Here is a 16,574-nt window from a genome sequence, read left to right on the forward strand (position 1 = left end):
CGTGCCCGACCCCTCGACGACCCCCCACGAGCCCTCTCCCGACGGTGCGTCGGCAGGAGCGTCGGCAGGTGCGCCGGCAGGTGCGTCGGCGAGCCGCCCGGCGGGCGAGCCGCTGTCGATGGTCGAGGTCCAGGAGCGGGCCGAGCGCGAGCTCGACCGGATCGGGCCGGTCCTGACCGACCTGGGTCGGCTGTTCACCGACGCCGGCGAGGAGATCGCCCTGGTCGGGGGCACCGTGCGCGACGCCCTCCTGGGCCGCCTCACCTCCGACCTGGACCTCACCACCTCGGCGCGGCCCGACGCCGTGGAGCGGCTCGTGGCGGGCTGGGCGGACGCGGTCTGGGACATCGGCAAGGAGTTCGGCACCATCGGCTGCCGCAAGGGCGCGTGGACGATCGAGATCACGACGTACCGCTCCGAGGCCTACGACGCCGACTCCCGCAAGCCCACCGTCGCCTACGGCGACACCCTCGAGGGCGACCTCGGCCGGCGCGACTTCACCGTCAACGCGATGGCGCTGCGGCTGCCCCAGCGCGAGTTCGCCGACCCGTTCGGCGGCATCGTCGACCTGGCCCACCAGGTCGTGCGGACCCCGGGCACGCCCGAGGACTCGTTCTCCGACGACCCGCTGCGGATGATGCGGGCCGCCCGCTTCGCCGCCCAGCTCGGCTTCGCGGTGGCCCCGGAGGTCGTGGCGGCCATGACCGCGATGGCCGAGCGGATCGAGATCATCTCGGCCGAGCGGGTCCGCGACGAGCTGGTGAAGCTGGTCTGCGCGACGTACCCGCGCCGCGGCCTCGCCCTGCTCGTCGAGACCGGCCTGGCCGCGCGCGTGCTGCCGGAGCTGCCGGCGCTCGCTCTGGAGCGCGACGAGCACCACCGGCACAAGGACGTCTACGAGCACACGCTGACGGTGCTGGAGCAGGCGATCGACCTCGAGGACCGGCTGCCGGGGGAGGGCCCGGACTTCGTGGCCCGCTTCGCCTCGCTGATGCACGACGTCGGCAAGCCGCGCACCCGGCGGTTCCAGGGCGACGGGACGGTGACGTTCCACCACCACGACGTGGTCGGGGCGAAGATGACGCGCAAGCGGATGAAGGCGCTGCGCTTCTCCAACGACACCACCGACGCCGTGTGCCGGCTGGTCGAGCTCCACCTGCGCTTCCACGGGTACGGCGACGGCGAGTGGACCGACGCGGCCGTGCGTCGCTACGTCCGCGACGCCGGCGACCAGCTCGAGCGGCTGCACGTGCTGACCCGCGCCGACTGCACCACCCGCAACCGGCGCAAGGCCGAGCGGCTGCGGCGCACCTACGACGACCTCGAGGCGCGGATCGCGCGGCTGGCCGAGCAGGAGGAGCTGGAGTCGATCCGGCCCGACCTCGACGGCAACCAGATCATGGAGATCCTCGGCGTCGGCCCCGGCCGCGCCGTCGGCGAGGCCTACCGCTTCCTCCTCGAGCTGCGGATGGACCACGGCCCGATGGCCCCCGAGGCCGCCGAGGCCGCCCTGCGCGAGTGGTGGGCCGCCCGCCCCTGACCCCACCAGGCGGGCCAGGGGGGTGTCGGTTTCACTGGGTACCTAGTGAAACTGGCGCTTCCCGAACGAAACTTCACTCGGGAAGCGCCGGAATCACTAGGTACCCAGTGAAACCGGCACGGGGCCCTTGTCGAGAAATGGGGGAGCTGTTCGTCACAGTGGTGGGGCGAGGACGCCCCGACCCATCCCGGCCACCGGCGGTGGCCCGACGAGAGGACTCCACCATGAGCGACACCTACTGCTACCTGATCCGCGAGAAGGACTGGGACTCCGACTCCATGCTCGCCGGGCCCGAGGCGATGTCGGAGGAGAACGCGGCCTCGATGGCCGAGCACGGCGCCTTCGCCGAGGCGGTGGAGAAGCTGGGGGCCCGCATCGTCGGGGGCCACGTGCTCCACAACGCGTCGTACGGCGGGGTGGTGACCGGTGCCGGCGGCGACGGCTCGGACGCGATCTTCAGCGACAGCCCGTACGCCGACACCAGCGAGCTCATCACCGGCTTCTACCTCGTGGAGGTCGACAGCGAGGAGCAGGCCCGCTCCGTCGCGGCCCTGGTCCCGAGCGGGAACGTCATCGAGTGGCGCAAGGTGCTGCCGATGGACGAGGGCTGAGGCCAACCCGGCCCACCGCCGGCCCCACCACCGGGACCCAGGACCGGATCCACCCCGGGCGCCGCACCAGGCGTCACGATGGGGGCGTGAGCCCGACCGAGGAGGAGTTCCGCGCCGCCTGGCCCCGCGTCGTGCGGACGCTGGCCGGGTGGTGCGGCAGCCTGGACCTGGCCGAGGAGCACGCCGCCGAGGCGATGGCGCGCGCGGTGCGCCACGACGCCGACGGCGGGAGGATCGACGACCTCGCCGCCTGGGCCGTCCAGGTCGGGCGGCGCGCCCTCCTCGACGACGTCCGCCGCCGCGACACCTTCGGCCGGCTCGCCGCCGACCTCGCCCGCACCGACCGGGTCGCGGTCGAGCCTCCGCCGGGGTCCGCGGTCGCGGCGGGCTCCCGCCACACCCCTCGCGACCCCGCGGAGACCGACGTGGACCCCGACGACCTGGCCGAGGACCTCGACGACCGGGTGGCCCTGCTGTTCGTCGCCTGCGACGACGCCCTGGCCCCGGGCGCGCAGATGGTGCTGGCGCTGCGGGTCGTGTGCGGGCTCGGCGTCCGCGAGATCGCGGTCCACCTCGGCATCGCGGAGACGGCCGCCGCCGCCCGGCTCACCCGGGCGAAGAAGGGGCTGGCCCAGGCCCGCACCGGCTTCGCCGTGCCGGGTGCGGAGGACCGGCGGGCGCGGCTGCCGGTCGTCCTGGCCTGCGTCGCCGGGATGTTCACCGTCGCCCACCGCGACGGCTTCGCCCCGGTGGACGCCGCGAGCGACCTCGGCGGCCAGGCGCTCTCGCTCGCCGACGCGCTCGTGCGCCTCTCCCCGGACGACCCGGAGGTGCGGGGCCTGCGGGCGCTCGTGCTGCTCGGCCTCGGCCGCCGCCCGGGCCGGGTCGACGCCGACGGCGTCGCCCTCACCCTCGACGAGGTCGACCGCACGCGGTGGGACGACCGGCTGGTGCGGGCCGGACTGCGCGACGCGGCCGTCGCCGCCCGCCACGGCACCGGTCGCTTCGCGCTCGAGGCCGCGATATCCGGGCTGCACACCACGGCCCCCGACGTCGCCTCCACCGACTGGCCGCGCATCCTCGCCCTGTACGACGCCCTCGGCCGGGTCTGGCCCTCGCCCGCGGTCGAGGCCGCCCGCCTCGTGGCGCAGTCGTACGCCGACCCCGCGTCGGCCGAGGCGGTGGGGACCGCGCTCGCCCGCCTGGCCGCCACCGGACCGGCGTACGCCCGTCGGGACGCGGGCTTCGCCCTGGCGGACCTGCTCTGGCGCACCGGGCGCCGCGAGGAGGCGGGCGAGCACTACCGCACGCTGGCGGAGCTCGCCGGCAGCGAGGCGGTGCGCCGTTTCTGCCTGCGTCGTGGCGGAGCCGGACCCTAGGCTGGCGCCATGAAGAGTGACCTGTTCGCCCAGTCCAACCTGGAGAACGAGACGCAGACCCGCTTCGCGCTCCAGAACGAGCAGCTCCTGCGCGTCTCGCTCGGCCCCGACGTGCTCTCGGTCAAGGGTGCGATGGTCGCCTTCCAGGGCCAGATCCGCTTCGACCACGAGAAGTCCGGCAGCATGGGCAAGCTGCTCAAGAAGGCGCTGACCTCGGAGGACATGCCGCTGATGCGCGTCAGCGGCCAGGGCGAGGTGTTCTTCGCCAACGAGGCCGGCTACGTCTACATCCTCGAGCTCGACGGCGACGGCATCAGCGTCAACGGTCGCAACCTGCTCGCCTTCGACGCCGCCATGAGCTGGGACATCAACCGGGTCAAGGGCGCCGGCGTGATGGCGGGCGGTCTCTTCAACACGGTGGTGACCGGCCAGGGCTCCGTCGCGCTGTGCACGGTCGGCAAGCCGGTCGTGCTCGACTGCTCGCAGCAGCCGACGTACGTCGACACCAACGCGGCCGTCGCCTGGTCGGCCAACCTCGTGCCGCAGGTCGTCAGCAGCATGAACATGAAGTCGATGCTGCGCGGCGGCACCGGCGAGGCCCTGCAGTTCGCCTTTCACGGCCCGGGGTTCGTGGTGGTGCAGCCCTCGGAGTGGGTGGCGCAGGCCTCCCAGGGCTCCGGTGGCGGGGGCGGCGGCCTCATGGGCAACCTGCTCAACGGCTGACCGGCCCCGGCACGTCCGGGCGTTGCCGGGTGACGCGCGCGAAGACCACGGCGAGCACCAGGTAGCAGGCGGCGACGGTCGCCAGGGCGACCGGTGCCCGTCCGTCGCGGGGCAGCAGGACGACCGCGCTCACGGCGGCGGAGACGAACGCGACGTTGAACAGCACGTCGTACAGCGAGAACACCCGACCGCGGAACGCGTCGTCGACGTCGCGCTGCACGAAGGTGTCGACGCAGATCTTGATGCCTTGGGCCGCCAGGCCGACGCCGAACGACGCGACCAGCAGGGTCGGCTCGGTGAGGCGGACGGCGGGGAGCAGCTGCACGGCGGCGGCGCCGGCCAGCAGCAGCACGATCCAGCGGTGCGGCCGGACCCGCTCGGTCACGACCGGGGTCAGCAGCGCGGCGGACAGGAACCCGGCCCCCCCGGCGAGCGTGGTGCGTCCCAGGGCGGCGAAGGCCGCGTCGGGGTCGTCGGGGTGGAGGCCGTTGCGGAAGTACAGCAGCAGCAGGACCGCGGTGAGCCCGAACAGGTAGCGCTGGCCGGCGATCAGGGCCAGCCCGGTGGCGGGGTCCCGCCGGCTCCGCAGGTGGCGCAGGCCGTCGACGAGCCCGAGCCCCACCGCCCGCAGCGCCGCCCCCACCGACGGCAGGTCGGCGGCGGCCGCGTCCGGGTGGTCGCCGGGGAGGCCGGTCCCGGCGGTGCCGGCGGTGCCGGGGCGGTCCGGGCCCAGCAGCGTCCGGGGGATGCGCAGCGCCAGCGACCCGGCGACGCCGTACAGGAGGGCGGCGAGCAGCAGCACGCCGACGTCGCCCGCGCCCGTCAGGCCGGTCACGAGACCACCGACCCCGAGACCGGCGAGGAAGGCCATGGTGCCGGCCGTCGGCGTGAGCGCGTTGGCGGTGAGCAGGTCGTCGCCCGACACGGTGTGCGGCAGCCCGGCCGACAGCCCGGCCAGCAGGAACCGGTTGACCGACAGGCACACGAGCACGACGAGGTAGAACACCGCGTCGGGCAGGTCGGCGGCCACGATGCCCGCGAGCACGGCCGCGATCACCACCCGCACCAGGTTGGCCACGACGAGCACCTGCCGGCGCGACCAACGGTCGAGGAACACCCCGACGAACGGCCCGAGCAGCGAGAACGGCAGCAGCACGACGGCCAGCGCCACCGCGATCTCGGCCGGGTCGGTCTGGTCCTGGCCGAAGAGCGCGTACGACGTCAGCGCGACCTGCAGCACCCCGTCGCTGAGCTGGCTCGCCAGGCGGACGCCGAGGAGCCGGCGGAACCAGCGCCCGCGCAGCAGCCGCCGCAGGTGCGCCCAGGAGCTCGGCGTCCTGCCGACCGGCCCCGCGCCGGGGACCCCGGGCGCCCCGCGGTCCCTCCGTGTCGTCGCCACCCGGCCATCATGACGGTCCTGCCTCGCCGGGGGCGGATGCGGCCCTACCCTGACAACCTGGACAGACGTGCGCACGGTCGACGCGCGTGGCGGTCGGGCGGCCGGGACGAGGAGCAGCGACATGACGGGGGACGACGCGATGACGTGCGCGACGTGCGGGGCGACGACCGGGGCGACGACCGGGGCGACGACCGGGGCGACGACCGGGGCGACGACCGGGGCGACGGAGGGGACCTGTCCGGCGTGCGGCGCGGCGCAGGGACCAGCGACGGGGCAGGCGCCGGCGGCCGGGCAGGCACCAGCGACGAGTCAGGCGCCGGCGGCCGGGCAGGTACCAGCAACGGGGCAGGCTCAGCCGGGCGAGCAGCGCACGCCGGTCACGCCGGCCGACATCGCGCTCGGGCTGGTCCGCGGCAACTGGGTCGGCGCCGCCGTGGTGGCGGTGTCGACCGCCTTCACGGCCGGGCTGCTCGGCCTGCTGCTGGCGCTGCTGGCCAAGCCGGTCGACTTCGGGCTGTCGAACACGCTGGCCCTGGCCACCGTGATCGCCACCGGCGCCTTCGGCGCCGACCTGAAGGTGTCGGTGAGCACCAGCGCCGAGGACAGCTTCGACCTGAGCGGCGACGCCGCGCTGGGCGTGTTCCCCTTCACCGTCACCCTCCTGGCGCTCGTCGTGGCGGTCCTGGTCTTCCGCCGGGTGACCCGCGACTACCCCTCACCCCTGGTCGCCGCGGGCGACGCCGCGCGGGCGGCCCTGCTCTTCGGGGTCTGCCTGGCCGTGCCCGCGCTGGTGTTCACCGCCGACAACGACGAGCTGGGCCGCGGATGGGGCCAGGGGCTCTCACGGCAGGCGCTCGACTACGACCTGGACATGGGCGCCGACGCCCTCGGCGCCTTCGGCCTCGGCTTCCTCGTCCTGCTGGCCGTGCTGGGGGCGGCGGCCCTCGTACGGCGGAGCAGCCACCGGTCCGCGTGGGGCGAGCCGGCCACCGGCGCCGGACGGGTCGGGCTGCTGCGTGCCCTGGTCGGCCCCGTCCTCGGCGGGCTGGCCACGGTCGTCGCGCTGCTCCCCGTCGCCGGCGGCATCGGCTTCCTGTCCCTGATCGCGGGCGAGGACACCGGCGGCGAGGTCACCGGGGAGGGGACGCGCACCGCGGCCTCCTTCGTCATCGGCGGTCTCGCCAACGGTGGACTCTGGCTGCTCTCGCTCGGCTCGGGCGCCCCCGTCGGCGGGGTGGCCGAGGCGACCGACGCACCGACCCAGCGGGAGTACAGCCGGCTCTGGGGCGAGGTCACCGACAGCGAGCCCGGACTGTGGGTCGCCCCGCTGGTCCTCGTGGGCGTGCTGGTGCTCGCGACGTACGTCGTGCTGAGGCTGGCCCGGCGCGAGCACGGCCTGCTCGCGCTCGGGGCCTGGTTGGTCTCGCTGCTCGTTGCGGTCCCGCTGCTGGTGCGGCTGACGTCGGTCCACGCCTCCGGCTCGCTGGAGTCGAGCTTCGCCGGTGCGAACGAGCGGCTCGCCTTCACCGCCGCCGCCGGACCGGAGGGTCTGCAGACCACCGTGCTGATCTGGCTGGTGGCGGTGCTCGTGGCGGCGGTCCTGGCCTTCGCGACGGGTCGTGCCGACCCGCAGCAGGCTCGCGCGCTCCTCGCACGCGCCGGGAGTGCGGTCCAGCGCAACCCGGGACGCCCGGCGCAGGGGACGCCGCCGACCGGGACGTTCCCCGGGACGGCCCCGCCTGACGGTCGCGCCTGACAGTCGCGCCCGACGACCTACGACGACCCACGACGAAGCCCCCGGCACCGCTGCGCTCAGGCAGCGGTCCGGGGGCTTCGCGGTGGAGCAGGTCGAGCTGGGGGAGCAGGCCGGTCAGGCCTGCACCGGGTCCCCGTTGAGGGTGCGGAACGTGTAGACCTGCGCCAGCACGACGATCGGGATGGCGGCCAGCAGGCCGACACCGCAGAGGCAGACGCCGGCGACGTACGCCGCGAAGGTGGCGAGGAAGAACAGGATCAGCTGGCCGATGTTGTCCTTGACCATGCTGATGCTGGCCTTGATCGCCTCGACGGCGGGCATGTTGCGGTCGATGACGAAGTACAGGGTGAACGAGGTCAGGAAGATGACCGCGATGCCCGGCAGGATGCACAGGATCAGACCGACGAAGGTCATGGCGCCGGTGATGATCGCCGCCAGGATCACCTGGCCCCAGTTGATCCCGTTGAAGGCGGAGCCGATGCTGAGCGGCTCGTTGCGGCTGAGCGCGAGCGCGCCCTTGATGATGCCGGCCTGGATGATCAGCTGGACCACGAAGACCAGCGCGGTCGAGAGCAGGCTGAGGATCATCGCGATGCCGAAGAGGCCACCGCCCTCGATGCGCCCGGTCTGGGGGTCGACGGTGGCGGTGCCCACGCCGCCGAAGATCGCCTGGCTCAGCAGGTTGACCACGATGCCGGCCACCAGCAGGACCAGGGCGATCAGGACCAGCGGGCCCCAGTTCGCCTTGAACTTCTCCCAGGCGTAGGTGAAGGCGTTGCCGACGCTGTACGGCTGCTGGCCGTACCCGCCCGGACCACCTGGGCCGCCGTACCCGCCGGGGCCGCCGTACCCACCCGGTCCGCCCGGGCCGCCGTACCCGCCGGGGCCGCCGGGCGGGGGAGGCGGTGTGCCCCAGCCACCACCGGGCGGCGGCGGGGGCGAGCCCCAGCCACCGTCACCGGAGCCGCCGGGCGGACCCGGGGGCGGCGGGGGCGGCGGCGCTCCCGGGGGCGGGGGAGGCGGGGAGTCAGACCCTCCCGGGGGTGGGGGTGGTTCCGACGGGGGCGTGTTCTGGCTCATGGACGTGAATCTAACGACATTCTTGTGCGGCTGACAGTCAATCGGCCTCGGGCGGCGCACGTGTCGCCGCACGCGACGAGGCCGCGGACCCGGTGGGTCCACGGCCTCGTGACGGTGGTGCGGGGTGGTGCGGCGGTCAGCGCTCGACGTCGCCCCGGATGAACGCCTCGACCTGCTGGCGGCCGAGGTCGTCGGCCATCTGCACGGGCGGGGACTTCATCAGGTAGGTCGACGCCGACAGGATCGGACCGCCGATGCCGCGGTCCTTGGCGATCTTGCAGGCGCGCAGCGCGTCGATGATGATGCCGGCGCTGTTGGGGGAGTCCCAGACCTCGAGCTTGTACTCCAGGTTCAGCGGGACGTCGCCGAACGCGCGGCCCTCGAGGCGGACGTAGGCCCACTTGCGGTCGTCCAGCCAGGCCACGTAGTCCGAGGGGCCGATGTGGACGTTCTTGTCCTCGACCTTGCCGGCCAGCGAGCCGGTCAGGTTGGAGGTGACCGACTGCGTCTTGGAGACCTTCTTGGACTGCAGGCGCTCGCGCTCCAGCATGTTCTTGAAGTCCATGTTGCCGCCCACGTTGAGCTGGTAGGTGCGGTCCAGCGCGACGCCGCGGTCCTCGAACAGCTTGGCCATCACGCGGTGGGTGATGGTGGCGCCGACCTGGGACTTGATGTCGTCGCCGACGATCGGGACGCCGGCGGCCTCGAACTTCGCGGCCCACTCGGGGTCGGAGGCGATGAAGACCGGCAGCGCGTTGACGAAGCCGACACCGGCGTCGATGGCGCACTGGGCGTAGAACTTGTCGGCGTCCTCGGAGCCCACCGGCAGGTAGGACACCAGCACGTCGACCTCGGCGTCCTTGAGGACCTGGACGACGTCGACGGGCTGCTCCTCGGACTCCTCGATGGTCTCGCGGTAGTACTTGCCGAGGCCGTCGTGCGTCGGCCCGCGCTGCACCGTCACGCCGGTGGGGGGCACGTCGCAGATGCGGATCGTGTTGTTCTCGGAGGCGCCGATGGCCTCGGAGAGGTCGAAGCCGACCTTCTTGGCGTCGACGTCGAACGCCGCGACGAACTCGACGTCGGAGACGTGGTAGTCCCCGAACTTCACGTGCATCAGCCCGGGCACCGTGGCCTCGGGGTCGGCGTCCTTGTAGTACTCCACGCCCTGGACGAGGGACGTCGCGCAGTTGCCGACGCCCACGATGGCGACTCGTACGGAACCCATGGTTCTCCTTCGTTGTGTTTCTCGGTGGTCTTGGTGCGGGTGCGGGTGCTGGTGTGCAGTGGTGCGGTGGTGCGGTGGTGCGAGGTCCGGTGATCAGGGGGTGGGGTCGGGCGCGGGCGGCCGGTCGTCGCGCTCGCGGTCGATGAGGCCCGAGAGCCAGAGCACCTCGCGCTCGACCGACTCGAGCCCGTGGCGCTGCAGCTCGGCGGTGTAGGTGTCGTTGCCGGTGAGGTGGTCGATCTGCTTCTTGACGCGCTCCAGGCGCTCCTCGAGCCGGGTGCGGCGACCCTCGAGGATGCGCAGCCGGGTCTCGCGGTCGGTGCGGCCGAAGAAGGCGAAGCGGACGCCGAAGACGTCGTCCTCCCACGACGAGGGCCCGGAGTCGGCGGTCAGGGCGGCGAACCGGGCGTAGCCCTCGGGGGTGAGCTCGTAGGTGATGCGCGGCCGACGGCTGGTGACCGGGCCGGCGGAGCCGGTTGAGCTGGGCGCGCCCGGCTCGGGCGGCACGACGTACTCACGCAGCCAGCCGGCGCGCAGCATCTTCTTCAGCGCCGGGTAGAGCGAGCCGTAGGACAGCACCCGGCCCCAGCCCAGCACCACGGTGAGCTGCTTGCGCAGCTCGTAGCCGTGCATCGGGTTCTCGTGGAGCAGTCCGAGGACGGCGAGCTCGAGGGTCTCCCCACGCTTGGCCACGCCCACTCCTCCACCCGCTGACCGGTGCCGTCGGTCGGCGGCACGTCTCGGAACAACCTATCGCATCGATATATCGGCGGTGAGCAAGGCCACGCCCGGATCGGACGAACCTGGACCAACGTGGCTCGTCGGCGTCCGCGAGCGCCCTACGCTGGGCGGTGGATCTGTCCCCCGACCTCCGAGGAGCAACGACCCGTGAGCGGCGATCGCAAGGAACCCTGGCCCTGGCAGCAGCGCGCTGCCGAGGAGAAGGGTCGCGCCGGTCAGGGCTCCAAGCAGGGCGCCGGGGGCGGCACCGCGCTGAAGGACGGCAAGCGGCGCGGGAAGTGGTCGCGTGGCTGGCGCCGCGTCGTGAAGTGGATGGCGATCGCGTTCGCGACGCTCTTCGTGATCGGCCTCGGCCTCTTCGCCTTCGCCTACGCCACCACCGACATCCCGGACCCCAACGAGGGCTTCGAGGCCCAGACCACCTACGTCTACTACGCCGACGGCAAGACGGTGCTCGGCAAGTTCGCCGAGCAGGACCGCACGAACGTCGACCTCGAGGACGTGCCGGAGGTCGTGCAGGACGCGGTCATCGCCGCCGAGGACCGGACCTTCGAGACCAACCGCGGCATCGACCCCAAGGGCATCCTGCGCGCGGCGTTCAACAACGCCTCGGGCGGCGACACCCAGGGCGCCTCGACGATCACCCAGCAGTACGTCAAGGTCCTCTACCTCAGCCAGGACCGCACCTGGTCGCGCAAGGCCAAGGAAGCGATCCTGTCGCTGAAGATCCAGCGCGAGAAGTCCAAGGACGAGATCCTCGAGGGCTACCTGAACACCATCTACTTCGGCCGCGGCGCCTACGGCATCGAGGCCGCCGCCCAGGCCTACTTCGACATCAGCTCCTCCGAGCTCGACGTCCGGCAGGCCGCGGTGCTGGCCGCCATCATCAACAGCCCCAACGGCTACGACCCGGCCAACGGCAAGCAGTCGCGCCAGGGTCTGAAGGCGCGCTACGACTACGTCCTCGACGGCATGGAGGAGATGGGCACGCTCCCCGCCAAGGTGACGGGCAAGGCGATCCTCGACAAGCTGCCGCCGTTCCCCGAGGTGCAGCAGCAGAGCCAGTACGGCGGCCAGCGCGGCCACGTGCTCCGACTCGTCCGCAACGAGCTCTCGCGGCTGGGCTACAGCGACTCCGAGATCGACACCGGCGGGCTCCGGATCACCACCACCCTGTCCCGCAAGGCGATGACGGCCGCCGCCCAGGGCGTCGCGGCCAACCGGCCCGCGCTGCCCGGCCTGCACGTCGCCGTCGCCTCGGTCGACCCGCGCACCGGGGCGCTGCGCGGGATGTTCGCCGGCCAGGACTACCTGCAGAGCCAGCTCAACTGGGCCGAGGCCGGCGGGGCGCCCGGCTCGACCTTCAAGCCGTTCGCGCTGGCCGCCGGGCTGGAGTACGGCTACGCGCTGGACTCCTACTTCGACGGCTCGTCGCCGCAGGAGGTGGCCGGCACGGAGTTCGGCAACCAGGGCGAGGGCGGCGGCATCTCGTACGGCTTCATCAGCCTGCTCCAGGCGACCATCGACTCGGTGAACACCGCCTACGTCAACATGGCCAACGAGATCGGCGTGGACAACGTCGTCGACACCGCGGTCGACATGGGCATCCCGCGCGACGCCCCCGGGCTGGACGACACGCTGTCGATCGTGCTCGGCTCCGCCACCGTCAGCCCCATCGACATGGCCAACGCCTACGGCACCATCGCCGACGGCGGGGCGGCGAAGGACGTCTTCATCGTCTCCTCGGTCAAGGCGCCGGAGAGCCAGGACTACCAGCACAAGCTCCGCAAGGAGCAGGCGATCCCCGAGGACGTCGCGGCCGAGACGTCGTACGCCCTGCAGCAGGTGACCGCGGTCGGCACCGGCACCAACGCCAACGTGATCGGGCGACCGATCGCCGGCAAGACCGGCACGGCCACCACCGACGGCGGCAACGTGCGGTCCTCGTGGTTCGTCGGCTACACCCCGCAGCTGGCCACCGCGGTGATGTACACCCGCGGCAACGGCAACCAGCCCCTCAACGGGTTCCTCGACACCTTCTACGGCGGCGAGTACCCGGCGCGCACGTGGGCCTCGGTGATGGGCGCCGCGCTGGAGGGCGAGGAGATCCTGTCGTTCCCGGAGCGGGCCTACCTCGACGCCACCGTGGAGTCCTACGAGCCCTACACGCCCCCGCCGGAGCCCGAGCCCGAGCCCGAGCCGACCGAGACGGCGGAGCCGTCGCGCGAGCCCGAGCCGGAGCCCAGCTCGGAGGCCCCGGCCACGACGGCGCCGCCGTCCTCGGCGCCCCCGAGCGAGTCGGCCCCGGCCACCGAGTCCCCGAGCCCGGCCGAGCCGCCGGGCGGTGGCGGGGCGCGCAGCGACGCAAGCCAGTCACCGGCCGCGGGCCGCGACGAGCCCGGGCCGTGACCGGTCCGCCGGGTCGGTAGCCTGCTCGACGTGACCCCGCCCCCGGACCCGCGCGCCGGGGGGGTCGTCGCGCCGACCCGCGAGGACCCGGTCGCCCGCGCGGCGAGCGAGGTCGTCGGCGGACCCCTGGGCGACCACGCCCGGCCGCACCGCTGGTGGACGCCGCTGCGGGTGCTGCTCGCGGTGGCCTGCCTGGCCTGGGTGCTGGCGATCGTGCAGAAGGCACCGTGCATCCGCGACGGCTGGAACGGCGAGGACACCCGCTACGCGCAGCTGTGCTACTCCGACCTGCCCTACCTGTACGTCGGGCGCGGGTTCGCCGAGCTCGAGGTGCCCTTCACCGACTCCGAGGGTCGCTACCCCGACCTGGAGTACCCGGTCCTCATCGGCTACCTGGCCTACGGCGCCGCCGTCGCGACCCAGGCCGTCCACGGGTTCCCCGACCTGAGCGCCCGCCAGGCCGCGCCCGTCGAGTCCGTCGGGGCGCTGCCCGGGGTCGACCAGGAGCGGCAGGACTTCGTGGCGGTGAACGCCGTGCTGCTGCTCGGCCTGCTGCTGCTCGCCACCTGGCTGCTGGCGGGCGCCCACCCGCGCCGGCCGTGGGACGCGATGGGCATGGTGGCCGCGCCGGTGCTCGTCCTCACGGGGCTGGTCAACTGGGACGTGCTCCCGGTGGCCTGCGTGGCGGGAGCGTTCTGGGCCCACGCCCGCGGGCGGCCGCTGCTCGTCGGGGTCTTCATCGGGCTGGGGGCGGCCGCGAAGCTCTACCCGGCCTTCCTGCTCGGCGCCTTCCTCGTGGTCGCGCTACGACGGCGCGAGCTGCGCGGCTTCGGCCTGAACGTCGCCGGGGCAGCCGGGGCCTGGTTGCTGTGCAACCTGCCGGCGATGCTCGTCCACGTCGACGGGTGGGCCGGCTTCTGGTCGTTCAACTCCGACCGGGGGGCGGACCTCGGGTCGCTGTGGCTGGTGGCCCGCGAGCACGGGTGGGACGTCGGCGTCGGCACCGTCAACACCGTCTCCACGCTCGTCTTCGGGCTGGTCTGCCTGGCCGTGCTGGTGCTGGGGCTGACCGCCAGGCGGACTCCGCGCCCGGAGCAGCTGGCGTTCCTCGTCGTGCTGGGCTTCCTGCTCGTCAACAAGGTCTACTCGCCGCAGTACGTCCTCTGGCTGCTGCCGCTGGCGGCGCTGGCCCGGCCGCGGTGGCGGGACCTGATGATCTGGCAGGCCGGCGAGGTCGTCTACTTCGTCATGGTCTGGCTCTACCTCGGTGCCTTCACCAGCTCGGCCACCAGCGGCGCACCGGACCCGGCCTACAGCGCCGCGATCCTGATCCGGGTGGCGGCCGAGCTCTACCTGGCGGCGGTCATCGTGCGTGACATCGTGCGGCCGTGGCACGACCCGGTGGCCCCCGAGCCGATCGCGCCGGACCCGGTCGGGCCCGACGCGGTCGCGCCCGACGGGGGTCTCAGCCCAGCAGGGTCTGGTCGAACGCCGTCGCGGTGAAGCGCACCTGGACGTCGACCTGGTCCCCGATCGCGGGGACGGCGGCACCGTGCGGCAGGAAGAGCATGGAGGCCTGCATGTGCGGCGGCTCCGCGAAGAGCCGCTGCTTGCCGGTCACCGTGAACGGCGAGCGCACGAAGCCGGCCGCGTCCAGGCCGCCCTTGGCGACCCGGGCCGCACGGTCGCGCAGGCTCGCGCCGCCCGTCGGCGCCTCGAGGCCGATGCCGTGGGCGGTCCCGCCGGAGACGACGAGGATGTGGCCGGCACGGGGGGCGCTGCGACCGCGGTAGCCGTAGACGTCGCCGCGCTCGACCGGGTGCACGTCGAGCACCGAGGACGTCACCCGCAGGGCCCCCCGGTCGCCGAGCCACAGGCCTGTTCCGGTGCGCGGTCGCACGTCGAAGTCGCCGTACGACGACCGCAGGCGGGTCATGTCGTCGGCCGCGAGGTGCGAGATCCACACCGTGCGGGCCTCGATGCCGCTGGCGACGATGTCGTTGAGCAGCCGCTCCACCTCGCCGAGGTGGGAGCCGTGGTCCATCGGCAGGTGCAGGGCGAAGCCCTCGACCTGGAGCCGGTCGACGAGCGGGGCGGCGGCGCGCAGCTCGGCGGGGGTGAACCCGTGGCGGCGCATCGAGGTGAGCAGCTCCAGCGCCACCCGCGGGCGACCGCGCGACGGGTCGGACGTGAGGTCCTCGACGTCGCTGACGCGGCCGACGGTGTGGATGAGGCGCGGGTCGTAGGTGGCGCGGGTCTCGAAGGGACGCCAGGGGGACAGCACCAGCACCGAGCCGTCGAAGTGGCGCTCGACGACCGGCACCTCGGCGTACGTCCCGACCGCGAGGGTGTCGAGCCCGAGCGACTGCGCGGTCTCGGCCAGGCGGACCAGGCCGAGGCCGTAGCCGTTGCCCTTGGCGACCGGGACGACCGACGGGTCGGCGTCGCGGACCTGCTCGAGGTGACGGCGCCAGCGCGCCTCGTCGACGTGGAGGGTGAGCATCCCGGTCAGCCCCGTCGCGCCATGTAGAGGGAGAACGCCTTGTACAGCGCCCGGTTGAGGGGGAGGTCCCACTCCCCGACGTGCTCGACGGCCTCGCCGCCGGTGCCGACCTTGAACTGGATGAGGCCGACGTGGCTGTCGTCGCTGTCCAGGGTGTCGGTGATGCCGCGCAGGTCGTAGACGTCCGCGCCCTGCTCCAGCGCGTGGCGCATCATCTCCCACTGCACGGCGTTGGAGCCGCGGACGTCGCGCTTCTCGGTGGAGGACGCGCCGTAGGAGTACCAGACGTGGCCGCCCACCTGGATGAGGATCGTGCTCGCGACGAGGTCGCCCTCGTGCTCGGCGGTGAAGAGCGCTATGCGGTCCGGGTCCTCGGCGCCCAGGGCGGCGAACATCGTCGTGAAGTAGCCGAGCGGCCGCGGGGTGAAGTGGTCGCGCTCGGCGGTGTGGACGTAGAGGACGTGGAACTGCCGCAGCGCGGTGTCGAGCTCGGCGGAGGGGACGCGTCGGGTGACGACGCCCTCCTTCGCGGCCTTCTTGATGTTGCGCCGCCACTGCTGGTTCATGGCCTTGAGCACGTCGTCCTCGGTGCGCTGCTCGCCCTCGGGCGTGCGCAGGGGCACCTGGAAGTTGTACTGCGGCTGGCCCGCGGCGAAGCCGCCCTCGGCGACCTGCTGCTGCCATCCCAGCTCGCGCAACCGCCCCAGGACCCGTGCGCCGACGGGCTCGCGGCGGGTGGGCGGCACCTCTCCGAGGCGGTGGACACCCTCGTCGGCGACCCCGGCCTTGACCGCGGCGGCGTCCCAGCGGCGGGTGACCACGGGCGGCCCGATGCGGACCGCGAACGCGCCCTGCGCCTTGAGGTGGGCCGTCATCGGCGTCAGCCAGTCGGCGAGGTCCTCGGCGTCCCAGTCGACGACCGGGCCCTCCGGGAGGTAGGCCAGGTAGCGCTTGACCTTGGGCAGCTGGCGGTAGAGCACGAGTGCCACCCCCACGAGCGTGCCGGTGGCGTCGTACCAACCGAGGGACTCGCGCCGCCAGTCACTCTTGACCTCTCCCCAGGCGGGGGTCTGCAGGAAGCTGGCGTGCCGGCGGGACCGGATGAACGCGCGGTGCTCCTCGGCGGACACGGGTCGTACGTCGAGTCGGCTCACCGGGGAAGACTAGTTGGTACGTCGGTGGCCCCGGGGCGGCTGTGGTGGGAT

At 73.3% G+C, this 16,574-nt stretch carries 13 protein-coding genes; 7 read left to right on the forward strand and 6 right to left on the reverse strand.

From position 1 onward, the window contains the following. Positions 1 to 118 precede the first annotated feature (118 nt). The 4 genes from G7072_RS17725 to G7072_RS17740 all read left to right on the forward strand — a co-directional run bounded on the left by G7072_RS17725 (position 119) and on the right by G7072_RS17740 (position 4,253). The gene (locus G7072_RS17725) at positions 119 to 1,540 is read left to right on the forward strand and encodes a CCA tRNA nucleotidyltransferase (protein ID WP_166090380.1); all 1,422 of its coding nucleotides are present in this window, start codon (positions 119 to 121) and stop codon (positions 1,538 to 1,540) included. 224 nt (positions 1,541 to 1,764) lie between these two features. Continuing rightward, positions 1,765 to 2,151, forward strand: coding sequence for a YciI family protein (locus G7072_RS17730; RefSeq protein ID WP_166088722.1), 387 nt, complete (start codon positions 1,765 to 1,767; stop codon positions 2,149 to 2,151). Between the two features lie 86 nt (positions 2,152 to 2,237). Continuing rightward, positions 2,238 to 3,530: a DUF6596 domain-containing protein gene (locus G7072_RS17735; RefSeq protein WP_166088725.1), complete on the forward strand. Its 1,293-nt coding sequence runs from the start codon at positions 2,238 to 2,240 to the stop codon at positions 3,528 to 3,530. Positions 3,531 to 3,539: 9 nt separating this feature from the next. Continuing rightward, a complete protein-coding gene (locus G7072_RS17740; RefSeq protein WP_166088727.1) occupies positions 3,540 to 4,253 on the forward strand; it encodes an AIM24 family protein in 714 nt (237 codons plus the stop codon). Here the strand turns inward: G7072_RS17740 and G7072_RS17745 are convergent. Then, complete coding sequence (locus tag G7072_RS17745) at positions 4,243 to 5,652, reverse strand: MFS transporter (RefSeq protein ID WP_240917031.1); 1,410 nt, start codon at positions 5,650 to 5,652, stop codon at positions 4,243 to 4,245. The two genes, G7072_RS17740 and G7072_RS17745, sit on opposite strands and share 11 nt — an antisense overlap. A 121-nt stretch (positions 5,653 to 5,773) precedes the next feature. On the opposite strand from G7072_RS17745, the gene G7072_RS17750 reads away from it, so the two are divergent. Next, complete coding sequence (locus G7072_RS17750; protein WP_166083604.1) at positions 5,774 to 7,408, forward strand: hypothetical protein; 1,635 nt, start codon at positions 5,774 to 5,776, stop codon at positions 7,406 to 7,408. 114 nt (positions 7,409 to 7,522) lie between these two features. On the opposite strand, the gene G7072_RS17755 is transcribed toward G7072_RS17750, so the two are convergent. The 3 genes from G7072_RS17755 to G7072_RS17765 all read right to left on the reverse strand — a co-directional run bounded on the left by G7072_RS17755 (position 7,523) and on the right by G7072_RS17765 (position 10,409). Then, a complete protein-coding gene (locus G7072_RS17755; protein ID WP_166083606.1) occupies positions 7,523 to 8,488 on the reverse strand; it encodes a hypothetical protein in 966 nt (321 codons plus the stop codon). 136 nt (positions 8,489 to 8,624) lie between these two features. Continuing rightward, on the reverse strand, positions 8,625 to 9,716 hold the full coding sequence (locus tag G7072_RS17760; RefSeq protein WP_166088731.1) for an inositol-3-phosphate synthase: 1,092 nt from the start codon (positions 9,714 to 9,716) through the stop codon (positions 8,625 to 8,627). Between the two features lie 93 nt (positions 9,717 to 9,809). Continuing rightward, positions 9,810 to 10,409, reverse strand: coding sequence for a helix-turn-helix transcriptional regulator (locus G7072_RS17765; RefSeq protein WP_166088733.1), 600 nt, complete (start codon positions 10,407 to 10,409; stop codon positions 9,810 to 9,812). A gap of 195 nt (positions 10,410 to 10,604) precedes the next feature. Here G7072_RS17765 and G7072_RS17770 point away from each other — a divergent pair, with 195 nt between their 5' ends. Together G7072_RS17770 and G7072_RS17775 are read left to right on the forward strand one after the other, a co-directional pair. Continuing rightward, a complete protein-coding gene (locus tag G7072_RS17770) occupies positions 10,605 to 12,866 on the forward strand; it encodes a transglycosylase domain-containing protein (RefSeq protein ID WP_166088735.1) in 2,262 nt (753 codons plus the stop codon). Between the two features lie 30 nt (positions 12,867 to 12,896). Beyond that, a complete protein-coding gene (locus G7072_RS17775) occupies positions 12,897 to 14,369 on the forward strand; it encodes a glycosyltransferase 87 family protein (protein ID WP_166088737.1) in 1,473 nt (490 codons plus the stop codon). On the opposite strand, the gene G7072_RS17780 is transcribed toward G7072_RS17775, so the two are convergent. Further along, a complete protein-coding gene (locus tag G7072_RS17780; RefSeq protein WP_166088739.1) occupies positions 14,332 to 15,369 on the reverse strand; it encodes an alanine racemase in 1,038 nt (345 codons plus the stop codon). The two genes, G7072_RS17775 and G7072_RS17780, sit on opposite strands and share 38 nt — an antisense overlap. 5 nt (positions 15,370 to 15,374) lie before the next feature. Next, complete coding sequence (locus tag G7072_RS17785) at positions 15,375 to 16,523, reverse strand: peptidoglycan bridge formation glycyltransferase FemA/FemB family protein (RefSeq protein ID WP_166088741.1); 1,149 nt, start codon at positions 16,521 to 16,523, stop codon at positions 15,375 to 15,377. Between the last annotated feature and the right edge of the window lie 51 nt (positions 16,524 to 16,574).

The organism is Nocardioides sp. HDW12B (assembly GCF_011299595.1).
Classification (GTDB): domain Bacteria; phylum Actinomycetota; class Actinomycetes; order Propionibacteriales; family Nocardioidaceae; genus Marmoricola_A.